Source organism: Actinacidiphila epipremni, assembly GCF_012034175.1.
In the GTDB taxonomy this organism is placed as follows: domain Bacteria; phylum Actinomycetota; class Actinomycetes; order Streptomycetales; family Streptomycetaceae; genus Actinacidiphila; species Actinacidiphila epipremni.
The window spans coordinates 164,608-184,652 of sequence record NZ_JAATEJ010000010.1; the positions used below are offsets into that span (position 1 = coordinate 164,608).

Genomic DNA, 20,045 nt, shown 5'->3' on the forward strand with positions numbered 1-20,045 from the left:
GAGTCGGCCCCTTCACCGCGCCGGCGGCCGGCTCCCGGGCCGGGCACGGCCGTCACCGCTCGTCCGGCGGCGGCGGTGCCTTCGGCGCCCACGGCGTGAAGGTCACCGGCAGCGAGGTGAGCGCGCGGTGGAAGGGCCCGGGGCGCCAGCGCAACTGCTCGGCGGGCACGGCCAGTTCCATGTCGCACAGCCGGCTGGTCAGCTCCTCGATCGCGGTGATCGCGATGAGCAGCGCCGGCTGCCGGGCCGGGCAGCTGTGCGGGCCCGCGCCCCACGCCAGGTGCGCGCTCTCGCTCGCGCCCCACGCGTCGGTCTCGCCGCCGGGCTGCGAGGAGCCGTTGGCGGCGGCGTAGGAGACCAGCACCAACTGGCCGGCGCGCAGGCCCACTCCGTGGAAGGTGGTGTCGTAGCGCACGTAGTAGCCGGTGGAGGTGGACTGCGGCGGGTTGCGCCACAGCACCTCGTTGATGGCCTCGTGCGCGGTCATGGCGCCGGCGTAGACCGAGCCGTCGTAGCGCGGGTCGGCGATCATGTGCTGGAGGGTGTTGGCGATCAGGTTGGTGGTGAAGTCGTGCCCGCCGCCGAAGGTGACACCGATCTGCCGAATCGTTTCCGCGTCGTCCAGCCCGGCCGGGTGCTGGAGGAAGTACGAGGTCAGGTCGCGGCGCGGCCGGGCCCGCCGCTCGGCGACCAGGGCGCCGATGACCTCGCCCAGCTCCTCGTAGCCGGTCTGCGCGTCGGCCCCGGAGCCGGACAGCGCCGCCAGCCGCGCCACCAGGCGCTCGCCGTCCGCCTCGGGCACCCCGAACCACAGGTTGAACACCCGCAAGGGGATCTGCAGCGCGTAGTCGGCGACGAGGTCGGCGCGCCCGGTGCCGGCGAAGCGGCCGATGAGGCGGGCGGCGACGTCGGAGACCTGGGTCTGGAGCAGGTGTGGGCCGAGCAGCGCCAGGCTGTCGCCGATGACCCGGCGGTAGCGGGCGTGGGTGTCGCCGTCGGAGAAGGTCACGGCGGGCCGGTAGCCGAGCACCGAGCGCACCGGGCTGTCCTCGGGCACCGCGTCGGGCCAGGGCCGCGGGTCCTTGGAGAAGGTGTGGGTGTCGCGCAGCACGTCGAGCGCGGCCTCGTAGTCGGTGACCAGCACGGCCTCGACGCCGGGCGCGATCTCCACCCGGGTGAGCGGGCCGAGCCGGCGCAGCTCGCGGTAGCCGCGGGCGGGGTCGGCGGCGAAGTCCTCGCCGTACAGCGCGGGCAGGGTGCCGGCGGGCATCAGTCGTCCTCCGGGAGGCGGGTCAGGACATGCTCGGCGAGGGCGATGAGGGTGCCGATGCTGTCCCGGCGGTTGCGGGCGTCGCACTGCACGAGCGGGGTCTGCGGGGCGAGGTCCAGGTGCTTGCGCAGCGTGTCGTCGCTGTGCGCGGGCGCGCCGGGGAAGCGGTTGACGGCCACCGCGTAGGGCAGGCCCTCCTCCTCGACCATGTCCATCACCGGGAAGGAGTCGGCCAGCCGCCGGGTGTCGGCCATCACCAGCGCGCCGAGCGCGCCGCGCGCGATGTCCTGCCACAGCGGGAAGAACCGCTCCTGGCCCGGGGTGCCGAACAGGTACAGCACCAGGTCGCCGGGCACGGTGAGCCGCCCGAAGTCGACCGCGACGGTGGTGGTGGCCTTCTCCGGCAGTCCCTTGAGGTCGTCGTGGCCGACGCTGGAGCGGGTCATCACCTCCTCGGTGTGCAGGGTGGGGATCTCCGACAGGGTGCGGATGAGGGTGGTCTTGCCGACGCCGAACGGGCCGGTGATGATCAGCTTCATCAGGGTCTGCCCGGTCGCGGGCAGATAGCGGACCTGGCCTGGCCGCGGTTCGGCGGCCGGGGCGGTCGCCGGTTCAGGGGAGGGCACGGAGTCCAACGAGCAGCCTCTCGATGAGCGTTCGGTCGATCTCCTCGGCCTTGGGGACCGGGGACCGGGCGAGCAGGTGGCCGCCGCCGACCAGGTCGGCGGCCAGGAAGACGGTGGCGCTGACCGGCAGCCCGAGATGGGCCGCGCACTCCACGACGGTCAGTGCGCCCGGGCGCAGCAGCGTCCACAGCCTGCGGTGCTCGGGTCCGAAGTCCAGTTCCGGCGGCTGCTGGTCGGTGGCGACCAGCAGCGTCAGCCGGTCGAAGCCGGCCGTGCCGCGCGGGCGTTCCCGGCCACCGGTGGCCAGGTAGGCCGGTATCAGGCGGCGCCCCCGTCCGCCCGGCGGCCCGCCCTTGGGGGCAGCCGCCGCTCCTGAAGTGCCGGGCCGGCCTGCTGTCATGGCCGGCCGGCTGCGTCCGGCTCGCGGGCGGGTGCGCTCATCGCCCGGGCGAGGGCGGCGACCTGCACCTGCATCTGGTAGGCGATGTTGCCCAGTTGGGTGTCCGGGGCGGCGAACACCGCGAGCGAGGTGTTCTGCCCGGCGGGCACGACGATCGCGAAGCCCTGCTCGGACTCCACCACCGTCTGCTGCAGCCGCGGCGACTCGTCGTCGGTGAAGGCGGTGGTGAAGGCGCGGGCCGAGGCGTGCAGGGTGGCGGTCATCGCGGCCACCCGTTCGGCGGCGGCGCGGTCGAGGCCGGGTGAGGAGCCCTCCAGCAGCCCGTCGCCGGTGGCGATCACGGCGTGCTGGACGCCCGGCAGTTCGAGCAGCGGCTCCAGGACCCAGGCCAGGTCCTGTGCCTGGGGCTGGGGTCGGCGGGTGGTCATGAACGGATGTCTCCTTGCTCGTCGCCGGTGGCGTTCCCGGCCGCGGTCCTGCCGCTGCGGGTGCCGTCCTGCAGTGCGCCCCACAGCGCGCCTGCCTGCTCTGGTGTGCGTGCCGCGGGCGCCGCCTCGGGCTGCGGCACCGCCGCGACCGGGCGGGCCGCGGCGGTCTTCGGGCTGCGGCGGCGGCGCGAGGGCAGCGGCACGGCCTCGGTCACCGGGGAGTCCTCCAGGGGTTCGGCCGGCCGCTGCGGGGCGGCGGTGTCGGCCGGCGCGGGCACCAGCACGGAAAGGGTGTGCTCCTCGTCGAGTACGGTCAGCAGCTCGGCCGGCACCCGCAGCATCGCGCGGACCCCGCCGTACGGCGAGGACTCGATGTGCACGGAGAAGCCGTACTGCTTGACCAGCCGGCCCACGACGGCGAAGCCGGCCTGCGGCGGGTTGCCGAGCTCGGTCAGCAGCAGCGTGTCGGGCCCGGCGAGCAGCCGCCGGGCGCGGGCCAGGGTCTCGTCGTCCATGCCGATACCGGCGTCGTCCACCACGACCAGCGCGCCGCGCCCGCCGCTCTGCTGGATCGTGACCGGCACGGCGGTGTCGGGGTGGGAGTACGAGGTCGCGTTCGCCAGCAGCTCGGCGACCGCGATGGCCAGCGGCTCGGCGGCCCTGGCGACCACGCCGAGGCGCTGCTCGCGCAGGTGGTTGGCCATCTTGATACGCGCGTAGCCGGCGACCCGGGACTGCGCGCCGATCACGACCTCGGCGAGCGGCGAGTCGCTGCGGGCCAGGCCCGGCCACGCCTCGCACAGCACGGCGGTGGCCTGGATGCGGCGCAGCGCCAGCTCGTTGCGGAAGTCCAGCTCCAGCAGCCGCGGGTCGTCCAGCTCGTGCTGGAGGTCGTGCAGCACGCTCTGCGTCTGGTACAGCAGCGACTGCACCTTGGAGGTGGCGCCGCGCATCGCGGCCCGGGCCGCGGCGTCGACCCGGTCGCGCTCGCCCGCGGCGGCGTCGGTGGCCGACGACAGCACGTCCCGCATCGCCTTTGCCAGCTGGGCGTTGGCCGCCTGCGGGTGCAACAGGCCCGGTACGGGGGCGTGTTCGTGGGTCAGGGCGAGGACGGCGGCCGGGATGCGGTCGGCGGCGAGGTAGCGCAGCTCCTCGATGGCGACCTGGAGTTGCTCCTCGGCGTTCTTGGCCCTCACCTCCGCCGTCTGGACGGTGGTGCGGGCCATGCGCACCAGTTGGGCGTCCCGCACATGTCTGAGGCCGGACCAGATGCCGCCGATGGCGGCGGCCAGGAGTACAGCGATGAAAGCTATGAGCACGACGCGATCCCACCCCGCAACAGTCTTGGAGCGTGATTATGCCGTGGCGAGTTCCCGCCACAAGGTTTGGCGGCAAAATTCGTTGCACTTTCGTGCGCTTCCGGAAGTCGGACGACGATTTCGGACGATCGGACGGCCTCCGTGCTGCCGACGGGTGGTCAGGGGGTGGACGTCCGGCGGTGGTTGTGTGAAGGCGCGGGCGCCGGGGTGCGGCCGAGGGGGTCGTCGAGCAGCGGGGCGAAGGCGCGTTCGGCGGCGCCGACCAGCGGGGCGCGGTAGCCGAGGGCCGAGCGGCGCAGCACGTAGGGGGCGCGGGCGCGGGCCAGGCCGGTGGAGGCGCCGTAGTGGGCGATGCGCTCGGCGGTGGCGTCGTGGATGTCCTGGAGCCCGCCGCCGAAGACGACCAGGCGCGGGCTGAGGACGACCGCGAGGTTGCCCAGGCCGATCGCGAGCCAGCGGGCGGCGTCGTCCAGCGCGCGGGCGGCGCGCTCGTCGCCGGCCTCGGCGGCCTCGACGACGCCGGTGAGGGCGTGGTCGTACGGCACGGGGAGCCCGGCGGCCTCGATGATGACGTCGGTGCCGATCTCGGTCTCCCAGCAGCCGCGGGCCCCGCAGCGGCAGCGGCGGCCGTCCGGGTTGACGGTCATGTGGCCGATCTCGCCGGCGTATCCGCCCTGCCCTGGCACGGGCCGGCCGCCGCAGAACAGCCCGCCGCCGACGCCGACGTTCGCCGAGAGGTAGACGAAGTCCCGGCAGCCGCGGGCCGCGCCCCGGCTGTACTCGCCGAGCGCGCCGAGGTCGGCGTCGTTGCCGACGGCGATTTCCAGCCGGTCCAGGGGCGCGGGGAGCCGCGCGCTCAGCGCCCGCGCGAACGGCGCGTCGGTCCAGTCGAGGTTCGGGGCGTACCGTACGAGGCCGTCCGCGCGGCGGACGAGGCCGGGGACGGCGACGCCGATGCCGGTGATCGGGGCGGGGTGCGCGGGAGCGCCCTCGGGGCCGGGAGGGGGCGCGGGGGCGTCGGCCCCGGGTCGTACGGGCGGGTCGACCTCGGGTCGTACGGGCGGGGCGGCGCCGGCGCGTACCGGCGGGTCGGCCTCCGGTCGTACGGGCTCGTCCGCCCCCGGGCGTACGGGTGCCGGCTCCGCTGCTCCGAGGGCCGGCGTGGCGACCGACGTGACGAGGGCGGCGATCCGGTCGACCGTGGCGTCGAAGGTCATCGGCTCGCCGGCTCCGGGCAGGGTACGGCGCTCCAGCACCTCGCCGCCGAGGCCCACCCGCTCGATCCGGATCCGCTCGACGCCGACCTCCAGCGCGAGGGCCTGCGCGCGGGCCGGCACCGGCAGCACAAGGGGCGAGGGCCGCCCGGCGGCGCGGTGGCTGCGCGGCGTCTCCTCGCGGACCAGCCCCGCCTCCGCGAGGGCCGCGACCAGCGCGCCGGTGGTGCTGCGGTTGAGCCCGGTGAGCCGGGTCAGCTCCGCGCGTGCGACGGCGCCGCCGAGGTGCACCCTGCGCAGCACCTGGCCGAGGTTGTGCTGCCGCACCTCCGCCTGCGGGCCCTGCCCGGGCGGGCGGTCCGTCGCCGGGGGCATGGCGGCCTCCTCGTCCCGGGCCGGCGCAGCGCCGCTAGGGGGCGTCCTGCGCGGCGAATTCCGCCCAGGCCAGGGTGCCGGCCGGGCCCACGTGGCGGCCGTGCGCCTGGGAGAGGGCCTCGACGAGCGCGAGGCCGCGCCCGCCGTCGCCCGGGTCGCGCTCCCGGCGCGCCCCGCACGGGCCGCCGTCGGCGACCTCGACGCGCAGGATGCCGCACGGCAGCCGCGACAGGTGCAGGCAGACCTCGGGCAGCGCGTGGTTCAGGGCGTTGGTGACGAGCTCCGAGACGACCAGGACGACGTCGTCCGCGGTCGGCGCCGGCACCTGCCAGCCGTCCAGCACGCCCTGCGCGGCCGTGCGGGCCTGCCGGCCGGCCTCCGGGCGGTGCGGGAGCGGGAGGCACCCGGCGAAGCGGTGCGGGCCGCTCCCGCGCGGACCGGCGAGCCACGGGGTGCGGGGCAGGTCCAGGCCCGCCCGCTGCGGCCGGCGCGGCGGGTGGAATACCGGGAGGGCGGAGTCGGGGGTGATCATGCGCATGTCGATACCGTCGATACCTGGGCGTCGGAGGGGTCCCGGCCGCCGGGCGGAGCCGGCAGACCTGGCGGGTGACGCGCCGTGCGTCGGAGCCGGTCGTCGTCGCCTCGTATGTACGTACACACGTACGCGCGTACGGGCGCGGTGCGGCACGGGCCGCGCATCGGGCCGGGCGGGCACACGCCACGTCGGCCGGCGGCCTATTTGTTGTCGATCACCACAATACGACTGTTCGGGGCAAATACCCCCCTTGGTCCGGAGAAGTTTTCCGCGCGCCCATATCCCGGCACTCCGCCGCACCCACGGTGACCGCCAGGACCGGCTCCGTGGCCCTCCCCCGCCGCCCGCCGCCCGGCGCCCGGGGGAGGGCGTCCGGGGAGGGCGGCGGCTCAGCCGGTGAAGGTGTAGACCGGGGTCGTGTTCTGGTAGGTCTGCGTGCTCGGCTGGTAGTCGAAGAAGTACGTGAGCGTGTGCCCGGCGGGCACGGTGACGGGCAGCTCCCAGCGGCCGGCGGCGGCGTCGTAGGTCGCCATGTAGTTGAGCCGGCCACCGCCGTCGAGGGCGTAGTGGACGGCCACGAAGGTCTCGGTGCCGCCGTTCGGCCGGAACCAGACGGTGTCGTGGCCGCCGCTGCCGGCCGCCACGCCTTGCGTGTAGTCCCCCGAGCCGGGCGGCGTGGTCGGGGGCGTCGTCGGCGGTGTGGTCGGGGGCGTCGTGCCGCCGCCCGGGCAGTCCCCCGCCGTACCGCCGACGAAGACGCATTTGCGCAGCTCGTTCAGGAACGCGTCCCGGATCGCGGGGTTCGCCTGGATGCGGGCGTCGCCCCAGTAGCCGTTGCCGCACCCGGCCCCGCCCGCGGCGGCGCCGTCGGCGCACTGCCACTGCGTCTGCGCGTCCCAGTCGGTGTTGATGTAGGAGGCGATCCGGATGACGTCACGGTTCTGCTCGATCCAGCTCCAGTAGCCCGCGTACCACTCGCTCAGCACCGCGGCTGCGGTCGTGGCCTGCGGGCCCTTGCGCATGATGCAGCTCCTGCTCGGGCCGGACGTGGTGTAGCCCTGCGGGGACGCCTCGGCGATCATGACGGGCTTGCCGTGCGAGCGGGCGAAGTCCAGGACGCGGTTCTGCAGGGTGACGGGGTTGACGTCGTAGCTGCTGCACCCCCACTGGGTGGCCAGCGACCCGGCATTGTAGAAGTCGGACAGGCCCACGTAGTCGACGTAGGCGTCCCCCGGGTACCAGGGGTCCAGGTGGTCGGGGTCGGTGACCAGGTAGCCGTACTCGGGGTGGTCGGGCGAGGCGTCGAGCGGCCAGGCGGCGGACTACCACACGGTGGCGACTTTGGTGGCGCCGAGCGCGTCGATGCGGCCCTTGATGTACTGGAAGGCCTGCTTGTAGAAGTCGGCGTTGTAGCAGTTCCACGGGCCGTCGAACTCGTAGCCGATGCGCAGGAAGACCGCGCGGTCCCAGCTCTTGAACCGGTTGATCATCCGGTCGACGTCGCCGCGGTACTGCGCGGTGAGCTGCGGGGTGATGTCGGCGTCGGCGCGGCCGATGATCGCGCGCAGCGGCTGGTTGCCGCAGCCCGCGGTGGCGTCGGACAGGTACAGGCCCACGCGAGGGCGGCGCCCGGGTACTGGTTCAGCGTCGTGGTGAAGTCGACCGTGCCGCTGCCCCAGTCGGCGGGCGAGAACATCCCGGCCAGCGGCGCCGGGCTGCCGCCTTCGACGAGGTTGGTGTAGAGCGTGACGCCGCCGGGCCGCGGGGCGTCCAGCGCCGCGTCGTCCAGGACCTGGCTGCGGTAGTCGGCGAGGGTGCCGGAGTCCTGGCCCATGACGGGCAGGATCTTCCCGTCGGCGGGCAGGTTGCGGGCGGTCGGTCCGACCCCTCGGCGGAAAGTTCCCACTCGCGGGTCGGAAACTATCTCGGTGTTTCCGATGCGGAACCGTAGAAGCCGAGGCATGCCGCGTCAATGGATCGGACCGGATCTCCCCCGCCCGGTCTCGACGCCCGATGTCGCGCACCCGAAACACCACCGGCGGGACGCCGCGTCCGGGCAGCACAAAGCCCCTGCCCGGAGCGGGATTCCGGCGGGCAGGGGCAGGCAGGCGCGGGCAGGGCCGGGCAGGGGGCGCGGCAGGCGGGGCGTCAGCGCGCGGGCACGGGCGCGGTGCTCTCGCGTTCGACGAGCGCGGTGGCCAGCTCCGCGCGGCGCATCTCGCCGGGCAGCACGGTCTCGACGCCCTCCAGGACGATACGGGCGGCCATCGCCGCCATGTCGCTGAGCGGCTGGCGGACCGTGGTCAGCGGCGGTGAGGCCCAGCTCGCCACCGGCAGGTCGTCGAACCCGACGATGCTGACGTCGGGCCCGACCCGCAGCCCCGCCCGGCGCACGGCGTCGTACGCGCCGAGGGCCTGCAGGTCGCTGCTGGCGAAGATCGCGGTGGGCGGCTGCGGCAGCGACAGCAGGTGCCGCGCGCCGGAGAAGCCGGTCTCGTGGTGGAAGTCGCCGCGGACCTCCAGCGCCGGGTCCACCCCGACGCCGGCGCCTTCCAGCGCGGCGCGGTAGCCGTCGAGCCGGGCGCGGGCGCTGAGGATGTCGTCGGGGCCGGTGATGATGCCGACCCTGCGGTGGCCGAGGGCGAGCAGATGCTGCGTGGCGGCCAGGCCGCCGTGCCAGTTGGTCGCGCCGACCGAGGGGATCGTGGGGTCGGGATGCCCTATCGGGTCCACCACGACCAGCGGAATCCCGAACTCCTCGACCTTGCGCCACTGGGCGGGCGCGAGCGCGGTCACCGCGAGGATCACCCCGTCGCTGCCGCGCTTGACGAGGTTGTCCAGCCAGCGCCGGGTGTCGGCGGCGCGGCCGTGCACGGCGGTGACGACCAGGCCGCTGTCGTGGCTCGCGGTGGTCTCCTCGACCCCGCGCACGACCTCGATCGACCAGGGGCTGTCCAGCTCGTTGATGACCAGGTCGATCAGGCCGACGGTACGGACCGTGCGGCTGCGCCGGCGCAGGTAGTTGTGCCCGGCGAGCAGCGCCTCGACCTTCTGCCGGGTGGCGTCGGCGACATGGGCGTGGCCGTTGAGGACCTTCGACACCGTCGCGACCGACACACCCGCCTCCTCGGCGATGTCCGCGATCGTCACCCGCGGCACGCGGGCGGCCTGCCGGGGCGCGTGCGTACGGCCCTCTTCCTCCACGGTCACCTCACTGGTCGGTCGGTCGCGGGCAGCCTAGAGGACCGCCCGCGCATTTCTCGATTCCCGCCCCGCGGAGCGGACGGTACGGCCCGCCGGCGCCGCCGGCCGCCGTGACCGCACTGTGACCCGTTCCGGCGTTGACGCGCCCGCTCGTAAACTCTACGTTCCTGCGAGCAGAAACTATCGTAACTTTCCAAGGCCAGGAGCAGCAATGTTTCCGGCACCGAAGGAGCGTGTTCCGGGATGAAGAGTGCCCCGACCCTCGGAGTGACCCTCGGCGCAACCCTCAGAGCGACGGCCGCGGTGAGCGCCGCGGCGGTGCTCGCCGTCACCGCGACGGCGTGCGGCAGCAGCGGCCCCGGCGCAGCCGGCGGCAGCGGGGGCGGCGGCCGGGTCACCGTGTGGACGTTGCAGGACACGGCGTTCAACCCCGTGCAGAAGAAGTCCGTCAGCGCCTACAACGCGGCGTCCAAGGACACCAGGGCCACGATGCAGACCTTCGTCAACGACCCCTACAAGCAGAAGCTGCAGACCGCGCTCGGCTCCCCGAACGCCCCCGACGTCTTCCTCAACTGGGGCGGCGGCAACCTGTCGACGTATGTGAAGTCCGGCGAGGTCGCCGACCTGAGCGCCGATCTCGACGCGACGTTCACCGCAAAGTTCCTGCCCAGCGTGCTCGCCGCCGGCACCCTGGACGGCAAGGTCTACGGTGTGCCGATGGAGGGCGTGCAGCCGGTCGCCCTGTTCTCCAACAAGGACGTCTTCGCCGCGGCCGGCATCACCGCCCCGCCCGCCACCTGGCAGGACCTGCTGGCCGACATCGACACGCTCAAGGCGAAGAAGGTCACGCCCATCGCGCTCGCCGGCTCGCAGGCGTGGACCGAGCTGATGTGGCTGGAGTACCTGCTCGACCGGGTCGGCGGCCCCGAGGTCTTCGCCGGCATCCAGGCGGGCACGCCCGGCGCATGGGACGACCCCGCCGTCGCGACCGCCCTCGGCATGATCAGGGACCTCGTCGAGCGCGGTGCCTTCGGCACCAACTACGGCTCGGTCAGCCAGGATTCGGGCGGCGCCGACGCGCTGCTGGCCAAGGGCCGGGCCGGCATGGAGCTGATGGGCTCCTGGGAGTACGCCGGCCAGCTCGCGACCGCCCCGAAGTTCGTCAAGGACGGCAAACTCGGCTGGACCACCTTCCCGACCGTGCCCGGCGGCAAGGGCGACCCGAAGAACGTCGTCGGCAACCCGTCCAACTTCTTCTCCGTCACCGCCAAGTCCGCGAACAGGTCCGACGCGGTGGACTTCGTCAAGAAGACCGTCACCGAACCGTCGTACGTCTCCGACCTGTTGTCCATCGGCCAGGTCCCGGCGGTCGCCGGCATCGACGCGCAGATCAAGGCGAGCCCCAACGCCGACTACACCGGCTTCATCTACCAACTGGTCGCCGGCGCCCCGTCGTTCACCCAGTCCTGGGACCAGGCGCTGGACCCGGCCACCGCCCAGAAGCTGCTGACGAACCTGCAGAAGGTCTTCAACAAGCAGTCCACACCGCAGCAGTTCGTCTCCGCGATGGACGCGAAGTGAGCATCGCGGTCCCGCGCGGGAGCGACGGACGGCCCGGAGCCCTCTGGGCCGTCCCCGCCCTGCTGTACTTCGCCCTGTTCGCCGTGGTGCCGATGGCCCTGGTGGTCGCGCTGAGCTTCACCGACTGGAGCGGCCTCGGCAGTCCGCACTGGGCCGGCGCCCGCAACTGGACCCGGCTGCTGCACGACCCCGGGCTCGGCCAGAGCCTGCGGCTCTCGCTGCTGCTGACCGTGGTCACCTGGGCGGTGCAGACCCTCATCTGCCTGCCGCTGGGCGTGTGGTGCGCCGGGCCGCAACGCTCCCGGGCGGTGCTCGGCACCCTGTTCTTCGTACCGCTGCTGATGTCCAGCGCGGCCGTCGCACTGCTCTTCGGCGCGCTGCTCGACCCCAACTTCGGCCTGGCGCACACCGTGGGCCCGTGGATCGGCGTCGACGACGGCAACTTCATCGGCGACCCGCACAAGGCGCTGTGGACCGTGACGGCCGTCATCACCTGGCAGTTCGTGCCCTTCCACACCCTGCTCTACCAGGCCGCCGCACGCCAGGTGCCGGCCCAGCTCTACGAGGCCGCGACGATCGACGGGGCGGGCCGGTGGCGGCAGTTCGCGTCCATCACGCTGCCGCAGCTGCGCAACACCGTCGTCACGTCCTCGGTGCTGATCCTCGTCGGCTCGCTGACGTACTTCGACATCGTGCTGATCCTCACCGACGGCGGCCCGGGCACGTCCACCCGCATCCTGCCGCTGCACATGTACCTCACCGGCTTCAGCAGCTTCGACATGGGCTACGCCAGTGTGCTCGCCGTGCTGCTGCTCGCCGCCGGCACCACCTTGTCCCTGCTGGTCGTCCGCATCACCGGCTTCCGGCGCATGACCAGCCAGCGGGAGGGCCTGTGAGCACCACCGACACCCTGACCCGGGAACGCCGCCCGCACCGTACCGCCGCCGCCCGCAGCCCGCGCCGGGCCCGCGCCCGGCGGACCGGCCGGCCGTACCGCCGCGCCGACTGGGCCGGCGGGGCCGCGGCGGCGGTGTGGCTGGTGATCGTGGCCGTACCGCTGTACTACGTGGTGGCCTCCAGCCTGCGCGACCGCAGCGACTACCTGGACGCCGGGCCGCTGTCGCTGCCGCACCACCTGGTCTTCTCCAACTACCGCACGGTGCTGGACTCCGGCTTCCCGACCTACCTGTGGAACAGCATCGTGGTGTCCGCCGCGACGGTCGCGCTGGTCCTGCTGCTCGCGCTGCCCGCGGCGTACGCCGTCGTCCGCAGCCGCAGCCGGTTCGTGTCGGCCGGCTTCTCGGTGATGCTGATGGGCCTGGCGATCCCCGCGCAGGCCACGATCGTGCCGGTCTACCTGATCATCACCCGGCTGCACGTCTACGACACCCTGCTCGCCGTCATCCTGCCCACCGCGGCCTTCTCGCTGCCGATGGCGATCCTCGTGCTCACCTCCACGATGCGCGACATCCCCGGCGAGCTCTACGAGGCGATGACGATGGACGGCGCCGCCGCGCTGCAGACGCTGCGCTCGCTCGTACTGCCGCTGAGCCGGCCGGGCCTGGTCACCATCGGCATCTACACCGCGCTGGGCGCCTGGAACGGCTTCATCTTCCCGCTGGTGCTCACCCAGAGTGACGCCCGCCGCACCGTGACGCTGGGCCTGTGGAACTACCAGGGCCAGCAGGGCGGGGTGAACGTACCGGCGACCATGGCCGCCGTCCTGCTGTCGCTGCTGCCGCTGCTCGTGGCGTACCTCTTCGGCCGCCGGCAGCTGCTCAGCGGGCTCACCGCGGGCTTCGGCAAGTAGCCCCCGCGCTCCCTCGCCCTTGCCCCCTTCTGGCCCCCTCTGCCTTCCTCCGTCTTCTTCTGTCTTCTTCTGTCTTCGCCGAAGGTCTCCCTGAAAGGCATCCATGTCCACCGGAGCCACCACCTCCCCCGCCGCTCCCCCGGCGGCCGGGGCGACCGACCGCCGGGCCGTCATCGCCAACCCGGTGCTGACCGGCTTCCACCCCGACCCGTCGATCCTGCGGGTCGGCGACGACTACTACCTGGCCACCTCGACCTTCGAGTGGTGCCCGGGCGTGCGCCTGCACCACTCGCGCGACCTCGTCCACTGGCGCCCGCTGCCCGGCGTCCTCGACGAGCGCCGGCTGCTGGACCTGACCGGCGTGCCCGACTCCGGCGGGGTGTGGGCGCCGTGCCTGTCGTACGCGCACGGGCTGTTCCACCTGGTCTTCACCCGGGTCGACAACCACCACGGCGGCTGGTGGGACGCGCAGAACTACGTCGTGACCGCGCCCGCCCCCGAGGGCCCGTGGTCCGATCCGGTGCCGGTGCATGCGCGCGGCTTTGACCCGTCGCTCTTCCACGACGAGGACGGCACCTGTTGGATGCTCGCCCTCACCGGCGACTGGCGGCCCGGCCGTACGCCCTTCGCCGGCATCCAGGCGCAGGCGTGGGACTGCGCCGCGGGCCGGCTCACCGGCGCGGCGCACCCGCTCTTCGCCGGCACCGACGCCGGTGTCACCGAGGGCCCGCACCTCTACCGGCACGGCGGCTGGTACTACCTGATGACCGCCGAGGGCGGCACGTCCTACGACCACCAGGTGACCGTCGCCCGCTCCCGCACCCTGCTCGGGCCCTACGAGCCCGACCCCGCCGGGCCCACCCTGACCTCGCGCGGCCGGCCGGGACTCGCGCTGCAGAAGGCCGGGCACGGCAGCCTGGTCGAGACCGCCTCCGGCGAGTGGTACCTCGCCCACCTCACCGGCCGGCCGCTCACCCCGCTCGGGCGCTGCGTGCTCGGCCGGGAGACCGCGATCCAGCGCGTGGAGTGGAGCCCGGACGGCTGGCCCCGGGTCGCCGGCGGCGTCCCCGCCGAGCAGGTGCCCGCGCCGCGGCTCGCACCGCACCCCTTCCCCGCCGCGCCCGCCCGCGACGACTTCGACGGCGACCGGCTCGGCCCGCACTGGGCCACCCTGCGCCGGCACGCCGCCGCCGACTGGGCCGACCTCACCTCCCGGCCCTCCCATCTGCGCCTGCACGGCGGCCAGTCGCCGCGCGGCCTGCGCTCCCCGAGCCTGGTCGCCCGCCGCGCCGGCAGCCTGCACTGCTCGCTGGAGACGTCGCTGGAGGCCGCCCCCGCGGACGTACGGCAGCTCGCGGGCGTCACCGCGTACTACGACACCCGCAACTGGCACTACGCCTACGTCTCCCGCGACGACGAGGGCCGTACCGTGCTGGCCGTGCTGACCTGCGACGACGGGGTGCGGGTGGCCGGCGCGCAGGTGGTGCTCGCCGAGGGGGCACGCAGCGGGCCGGTGGAGCTGCGGGTGACGCTGGACGAGCCGCATGTGCTCTTCGACCACCGGACGCCGGGCCGGGACTGGACGGAGCTGGGGCCGCCGCTCGACGCGACGATCCTGTCCGACGAGTACGCCGGCGAGAAGCAGGACACCGACGGGCGGGCGGCCAGCCCCGCCTTCACCGGTGCCTTTCTCGGCCTGTGGGTGCAGGACATCGGGGCGGACGGCGGCTACGCCGACTTCGACCACGCCACCTACCGGCAGCACTGAGGTCTTCGCGGGCGGGGGCATCACCGTCAGGGTCTGTGCCGGTGGGGGCTTTGCCGGGACGTGCCGGCGGGCCGGCGGGCCCGAGGGGGGTCCGCCGGCCCACCGGCCGTGCAGAGGCTGTGCTTCAGGGGGTGTGCACAGGGGTGCCGGTCAGCTCGGGTCCGGGCACAGGTGCAGCGCCAGGACGTTGCCGCCGGAGACGGTCACCGCGACGCGGCCGAGCGTGCCGGCGTCGCCGCTGTTGGCGACCCGGAAGTCGCTGCCGGCGTTCTCCCCGTTGTGGAAGACCGCGTCGTCCAGCGTGAAGGTCGCCGTCTTCCAGGTGTCGGTGCCGGTCTTGGCCACCGACGGCGACTGCTTGTAGGCGCCGGACGCGGAGTCGTACTGCAACGCCCAACTGCCGGTGCCGTGGTCGTAGTAGTCGATAGTGACGGTGGCGTGGTAGGGCGAGCCGGCCGCGGCGCCGGGCACGATCGTGTTGTCGACGTCGAAGTACTCGAACGGCGAACCGTCCGTCGTGGACCGGCCGCTGCGTCCGCCGAGGGTCACCGCGACGGTGTGGCCGTCGCCGTTGTCCCGGAAGCGCAGCCCGCATTCGGTGTCGGTCGCGCCGAGCGTGTCGCACGCGGTGGCCGCGCCGTCCGCCGCCGGTACGGTCACCACGGCGGCGCCGCCCGGCAGTTGGGTGCCGTCCGCGGTGCGGAAGGCGACCTCGACCGGGTGGTAGCCGGACGGGGTGCCGGCCGCGACGGCGATCGTGACCGGCACGCTCGCCCGGTCGGCGCGGCGCAGGTCGAGGGTGCCGGAGGACGGGGTGACCGTCACGCCCGGCACGTCGGAGGTCGCCGTCCAGCGTACGGAGCCGGCGTGCCCGGCCAGCGTCGAGGCGCCGACCGTCGCGGGCAGGGTGCTGCCGCCGGGCAGGACCTGCGTACCGGTCGGGGTGAGGTAGCCGACCGCCGGGACCTCACCGGTGCGCCAGGACGGCGGGGCCGCCTTGGGGCTGGTGGCCCAGTGGGTGTCGGGCCGCGTCGCGAGGTCCACGTCGAGGTCGCCGCCGCGCAGGGCGAAGTCGGCGGGCAGCGCGGTGGACTCGAAGTGCCGCCCGTCCAGGCGCATTCCGGTGACGTAGGGGGCGTTCGTGGCGGCCCTGGGCGCGTCGATGGTGATGCGGTGGCCGTTGCCGAGGCTGATCACCGCCCGCTTGACCAGTGGGGAGTTGAGGGCGAGCGTGGGGGTGCCGGGGGTCGCCGGGATCATGCCGAGTGCGGCCCATACGTATTCGGACGACAGCGCGCCGTTGTCGTCGTTGCCGGGCAGCCCGTCGGGCGCGGTGGTGAACAGCTCGCTCTCGAACCGCCGGGTGACCTCCTGGGTCTTCCACGGCTGGCCCACGTAGTCGTACATCCACGGGGTGGTGGTGTCGATCTCGTTGCCGGCCCAGTCGTAGGGCGCGTTGCCGCCCGCGTTGAGCTGGCTGAAGTAGTCGTCCAGGCGCGGGACCACCTGCGCCGGGCCGCCCATCGCGGTGACCAGGCCGGCGATGTCCTGCTGGACGGAGAAGTTGTACTGCGCGGCGTTGCCCTCGTCGTAGCCGTCCTGGCCGAAGGCGCCGGCGGGCGGGGTCTGGAAGCCGGGGCCGGCCGGGAAGGCGCCGTTGTCGTCGCGCGGGCGCAGGTAGCCGGTGGCCGGGTCGTAGATGTTCTGCCAGTTGTTGCCGCGCACCGCGTACTCGCGCGCGGTCGCCTTGTCGCCGATGCGGGCGGCGAGTTGGGAGATGGTGAAGTCGTCGGTGGCCCACTCCAGGGTCTCCGAGGCGCCCTGGAGTCCGTGATCGCCTTGCGAGGTGGCGTTGTTGGGCGCGTAGCCGAGGCGGACGTAGTCCTCGACACCGGGGCGCTCGACCCAGCCCCAGCCGACCTTCTCGGAGGTCGTGGCGGCCTTCTTCATGATGGGCAGGGCGTCCTTGATGTCCACGCCGGTCGCGCCGAAGGCGACGTACTGCGCGAAGAGCGGGACGCCGTTGTCGCCGTTCATGACGTTGCCGGTCATGTTCTGCGAGGGCCACTTGGGCCACCAGCCGCCCTGCTGCTGGGCGTCGCGCAGCAGCGAGTTGGCCATGTCGCCGGCCTCGCGCGGGTAGAGCATCGTCTGCAGCGGGGCGAGCGAGCGGTAGATGTCCCAGTCGGAGAAGGTCGCGTACTGCGTGTGCCCGCGCGGCACTTGGTGGATGGCGTTGTCGAAGCCGATGTAGCGGCCGTCCACGTCGTTGAAGACGCTCGGGGATTGCAGCGAGCGGTAGAGCGAGGTGTAGAAGACGGTGAGCTCGTCCTTGGTCGCGCCGCCGACCGACACCTTGCGCAGCGCGTCCCGCCAGGCGTCGCGGGTCTGCGCCTGCACCTTCGGCACGCTCCAACCCGGTATCTCCGCCTTGGCGTTGGCCGCCGCGCCGGACGTACTGACGTAGCTCATGCCGATCTTGGCCGTGACGGTGCGGTCGGTGGCGGTGCCGAAGGTGAGGTACGTGCCGGAGCCGGAGCCGGTCGCGGTGTCCGAGCCCGGGGTGACGGTCGTCGCGCCGGAGCCGGTGCCCGTGCCGCTGCCGCGCTGCCAGGTGCCGTGCGCGGTGAAGGGGCGGTCGAAGGTGATGTCGAAGTACATCGTGTAGCGGCTGTTGTTGCACAGGCCGTGCGGTGTGGTGGTGCCCGAGATCTCGTGGTCGCTGACGACATCGACCTCGGCGGCGTAGTCGCCGCCCAGGTTCGTGCCCGACTTGACCAGCACCTGGGCGGTGCTGCCGGCCGGGTAGCCGAAGGAGGCGATGCCGGTGCGGGTCGTGGCGCCGATGTCCACCTGGACGTCGGAGTCGGTGAGGTGGACGTCGTACGCGCCGGGCGACGCGTGCTCGTCCTGGTGGCTGAAGTGCTCGGTGCGGCCGGCCGGGTCGGCGCCGACGTCGCCGGTGACCGGCAGCAGGGGGATGTCGCCGAAGGAGGAGCAGCCGCCGGAGAAGTGGTCCAGGCTGAAGCCCTTGACGGCGGTGTCGGTGTAGCCGTAGCCGGTGGGGGCGCTGGTGGTGTCCGGGCTGAACTGCATCATCCCGAAGGGCGCGGTGACGCCGGGGAAGGTGTTCTCCCAGTCGACGCCTTTCTGGGTGCCGATGAAGGGGTCGACGTACGCAGCGGGGTCCCCGACGAGTGCGACCCCACCCTTGTGCCCGCCGGGCACCCCGCTGTGCGCGCCGGGCGCGGCGGCAACGGCGGAGGGCACGGCGAGCGCCCCCACGGCGGCGAGCACGACGGCAACGAACCCGGGCCGCCGGTACGCCCGCGAGCCGCGCCTCTTCGCGTTTCCACGACCTCTGACGTGCTGTTTCTCTCGGTGTCGGTACACGTGACCTCCCTGTCACCCGGTACGGCTCCCGCGTGGGTGGTCGGTGTCAATTAACTCCCCTGACAACGTTGTCACCCACCCGCCCGAGCTTTCCCCCGCCCCTGAGCCCACGTCAACCCCTCTCCGTCCACGAGATGCCCTGTCAGACAATGCCTACCAACACGTCCGACGCAGCATCCAAGCCCGGCACGACGGGGCGCGGCCGGCGATGCGCGTGCCGCGGTTCCCGCGCTCCTGGGCAGTAGCGCGGGGCCAGGACAGACACTCGCGGTCATCCCAGACCGGCGACAGCATCAGCGGCGGGCCGCCAAGCTCAGCAACACATCGCCGGCAGCAACCGCGGCCTTCCCGCACCCTCCGCACGGGCGGCTTGGCCACGTGGCTGACGTACCGGCTTCACACATCGCCGTCCATCAGCTTTACCGGAACCCGCATACCCGCCACACCCTTGTGTGCGCCTCCATCTGTTGCCTGGCCTCGGCCGGAAGAAGGTCGCCAAGCTCACCCCCAAGAGACGTCCACACCTGGCTCGACCGCTTGCACACCACCTGCCGGTGCCGCACACACGGCCTCAACACCGCCCACGACCAGCCCCAGCGCTGTGCCATCGGAAAGTGCTGCCGCAAGCAAAGAGCCCCACCACAAAGTCTGACGCGCGACAGGAAGACCTCGACCTAACCGGCGGAATGGCCAGCATCCGCCGCACCCTCCAACGCACCAACAGTGCCGGCCTGACCGCCCTCCCCGACGAAGACTCAGAGCTCCGAACGCCGTATCGCCCTGCCCAGGCCGTGTCTGCGCTCCCTTGAACAGCACCGCGACCACCAGTCCCAGGAGCATGAAGCGGCGGGGACGGGATGGAAGGACAGCGGCTACGTCTTCACCCGGACCGACGGCAACCCGATCGAGGGAGCCACCCTCACCCGAGACTTCAACGCCCTGCTCCGCCGAGCCGCCCTCCGCCGCATCCGCTTCCACGACCTCCGCCATTCGGCGGCCACCCTCTTCCTGGAACAGGGCGTCGAACTCGTCGTCATCAAGCAACTACTGGGCCACGCCCACATCGGCGTGACCGCCACCGTGTACGCCCACGTCCGGCTCCACCTCCAGCGCGACGCCATCGACCTCCTCGGACGCGCCCTCCGCAACCCCACCGAGATCACCGGCAAGCCCGACGGCGGCAACGAACCACCCCTCGTCGGAGCCGCCGTCCGCTGACATTGCCGTCAGCTACGGCCGTCACTCCGCCCATACGCCCCGCCAGATGTCATCTGACGGGGCATCATATTCGCTCGCGCACGCACCTCAAGGTCAGCAAGTGGCGAGATCTACGCTGAATTCTCGCATTAGTCCCACAATCGAATCCAGGAAGGTATGATCAAGAAATTCTTGAGACGTCTGAAAGTTCCGCCAAATAATCCTCGCCGGCGGCCCCTCGCCGAAACTCGAAGAAATACAGTCCGCGAGAGCGTCAAGATTTGATCCAAAGTAACCGCCCGGGCCATTGACCGCCTCACCCAATGCGCAGTAGAACCCCGACTTCGTGGAAATTTGCCCACCGTCCAAGTGGACAACGTCCTCCACTCCATAACGAGCAGCCCTACGGTTCGAAGCGAACCAGGAATTCTGAACAACGTGCAGCCATGCGCCCTGATAGTTCACAGGCCACCGAAACCATTCACCCTTCTCCAGGGCGACCCCTGATGCCCAACGCGGCCAAATTCTCTCAGCTTCGGGATACTCGCAACGATTACCAAAGAACCGGAAAGCGACTCTTGGAATATTTCCGCCTGGCTCCCATACGCCAGGGTCTCCGAGCACAGCCCGACCAATGAAGTACTCCCCAATCTTCTCCCGTTGACGATTCATGACCGCCATCACTGCATCTTCGACCCTCCGCCTACCCTTCTCGACCTCATGGGCCCTCAGGAAGGCCACTTCCGGCGATTCCGCTTCCGGGTCGACAAAAAACCCCTCCACTCCCTCAGCCGCAACAAGCACCCCCCCGGACTCTTCATCCGATACCACGTACAGCGGAAAATCTGCCTTGCCCACGACGGGCAGTTCGCCAGCCACGCCTAATCCCCAAACCGGAACTGGTGCAGCGACAATCAAGTCGCTG

General features: G+C 72.5%; 17 protein-coding genes and 1 pseudogene. 5 read left to right on the forward strand and 13 right to left on the reverse strand.

Annotation, left to right across the window (positions count from 1 at the left end; translation table 11 throughout):
- Positions 1 to 52: 52 nt before the first annotated feature.
- From HCN08_RS15245 to HCN08_RS15295, 11 genes are all read right to left on the reverse strand, one after another.
- Positions 53 to 1,270 (reverse strand): cytochrome P450, encoded by a 1,218-nt coding sequence (locus HCN08_RS15245; RefSeq protein WP_167983594.1) that lies wholly within the window; start codon positions 1,268 to 1,270, stop codon positions 53 to 55.
- Positions 1,270 to 1,905 (reverse strand): GTP-binding protein, encoded by a 636-nt coding sequence (locus tag HCN08_RS15250; protein ID WP_407648776.1) that lies wholly within the window; start codon positions 1,903 to 1,905, stop codon positions 1,270 to 1,272. Before HCN08_RS15250 ends, HCN08_RS15245 begins: the two co-directional genes overlap by 1 nt.
- Positions 1,883 to 2,296, reverse strand: coding sequence for a DUF742 domain-containing protein (locus HCN08_RS15255; protein ID WP_167983595.1), 414 nt, complete (start codon positions 2,294 to 2,296; stop codon positions 1,883 to 1,885). Before HCN08_RS15255 ends, HCN08_RS15250 begins: the two co-directional genes overlap by 23 nt.
- Positions 2,293 to 2,724, reverse strand: a complete 432-nt coding sequence (locus tag HCN08_RS15260) for a roadblock/LC7 domain-containing protein (protein WP_167983596.1) — start codon at positions 2,722 to 2,724, stop codon at positions 2,293 to 2,295. The genes HCN08_RS15255 and HCN08_RS15260 overlap by 4 nt, the downstream gene beginning before the upstream one ends.
- On the reverse strand, positions 2,721 to 4,043 hold the full coding sequence (locus HCN08_RS15265; RefSeq protein ID WP_167983597.1) for an ATP-binding protein: 1,323 nt from the start codon (positions 4,041 to 4,043) through the stop codon (positions 2,721 to 2,723). Before HCN08_RS15265 ends, HCN08_RS15260 begins: the two co-directional genes overlap by 4 nt.
- 158 nt (positions 4,044 to 4,201) lie before the next feature.
- Positions 4,202 to 5,632: an ROK family transcriptional regulator gene (locus tag HCN08_RS15270; RefSeq protein ID WP_167983598.1), complete on the reverse strand. Its 1,431-nt coding sequence runs from the start codon at positions 5,630 to 5,632 to the stop codon at positions 4,202 to 4,204.
- Between the two features lie 34 nt (positions 5,633 to 5,666).
- Entirely contained in the window at positions 5,667 to 6,170 is a 504-nt protein-coding gene (locus tag HCN08_RS15275) for an ATP-binding protein (RefSeq protein ID WP_240970103.1), read from the reverse strand.
- Between the two features lie 386 nt (positions 6,171 to 6,556).
- Complete coding sequence (locus HCN08_RS15280; protein ID WP_167983599.1) at positions 6,557 to 7,378, reverse strand: hypothetical protein; 822 nt, start codon at positions 7,376 to 7,378, stop codon at positions 6,557 to 6,559.
- 111 nt (positions 7,379 to 7,489) lie between these two features.
- The gene (locus HCN08_RS15285; protein WP_167983600.1) at positions 7,490 to 7,657 is read right to left on the reverse strand and encodes a hypothetical protein; all 168 of its coding nucleotides are present in this window, start codon (positions 7,655 to 7,657) and stop codon (positions 7,490 to 7,492) included.
- Positions 7,654 to 8,001: a hypothetical protein gene (locus HCN08_RS15290; protein WP_167983601.1), complete on the reverse strand. Its 348-nt coding sequence runs from the start codon at positions 7,999 to 8,001 to the stop codon at positions 7,654 to 7,656. Before HCN08_RS15290 ends, HCN08_RS15285 begins: the two co-directional genes overlap by 4 nt.
- A gap of 314 nt (positions 8,002 to 8,315) precedes the next feature.
- Positions 8,316 to 9,377 (reverse strand): LacI family DNA-binding transcriptional regulator, encoded by a 1,062-nt coding sequence (locus HCN08_RS15295; protein ID WP_322974461.1) that lies wholly within the window; start codon positions 9,375 to 9,377, stop codon positions 8,316 to 8,318.
- 237 nt (positions 9,378 to 9,614) lie between these two features.
- On the opposite strand from HCN08_RS15295, the gene HCN08_RS15300 reads away from it, so the two are divergent.
- The 4 genes from HCN08_RS15300 (at position 9,615) to HCN08_RS15315 (ending at position 14,530) form a co-directional block, all read left to right on the forward strand.
- On the forward strand, positions 9,615 to 10,952 hold the full coding sequence (locus HCN08_RS15300) for an extracellular solute-binding protein (protein WP_167983602.1): 1,338 nt from the start codon (positions 9,615 to 9,617) through the stop codon (positions 10,950 to 10,952).
- Positions 10,949 to 11,848 carry a carbohydrate ABC transporter permease gene (locus HCN08_RS15305; RefSeq protein WP_322974462.1) on the forward strand — a complete coding sequence of 300 codons (900 nt, stop codon included), beginning with the start codon at positions 10,949 to 10,951 and terminating at the stop codon, positions 11,846 to 11,848. Before HCN08_RS15300 ends, HCN08_RS15305 begins: the two co-directional genes overlap by 4 nt.
- The gene (locus HCN08_RS15310) at positions 11,845 to 12,762 is read left to right on the forward strand and encodes a carbohydrate ABC transporter permease (RefSeq protein WP_167983603.1); all 918 of its coding nucleotides are present in this window, start codon (positions 11,845 to 11,847) and stop codon (positions 12,760 to 12,762) included. The genes HCN08_RS15305 and HCN08_RS15310 overlap by 4 nt, the downstream gene beginning before the upstream one ends.
- Positions 12,763 to 12,865: 103 nt before the next feature.
- Entirely contained in the window at positions 12,866 to 14,530 is a 1,665-nt protein-coding gene (locus HCN08_RS15315) for a glycoside hydrolase family 43 protein (RefSeq protein ID WP_167983604.1), read from the forward strand.
- Between the two features lie 150 nt (positions 14,531 to 14,680).
- Here the strand turns inward: HCN08_RS15315 and HCN08_RS15320 are convergent, their stop codons facing one another.
- Positions 14,681 to 17,827: a GH92 family glycosyl hydrolase gene (locus HCN08_RS15320; RefSeq protein WP_322974463.1), complete on the reverse strand. Its 3,147-nt coding sequence runs from the start codon at positions 17,825 to 17,827 to the stop codon at positions 14,681 to 14,683.
- A 513-nt stretch (positions 17,828 to 18,340) separates the two neighbouring features.
- Here HCN08_RS15320 and HCN08_RS37070 point away from each other — a divergent pair.
- Positions 18,341 to 19,141, forward strand: a pseudogene (locus tag HCN08_RS37070) (tyrosine-type recombinase/integrase); the annotation flags it as partial.
- A gap of 93 nt (positions 19,142 to 19,234) precedes the next feature.
- Here the strand turns inward: HCN08_RS37070 and HCN08_RS15330 are convergent.
- Positions 19,235 to 19,999 carry a barstar family protein gene (locus HCN08_RS15330; protein WP_167983605.1) on the reverse strand — a complete coding sequence of 255 codons (765 nt, stop codon included), beginning with the start codon at positions 19,997 to 19,999 and terminating at the stop codon, positions 19,235 to 19,237.
- Between the last annotated feature and the right edge of the window lie 46 nt (positions 20,000 to 20,045).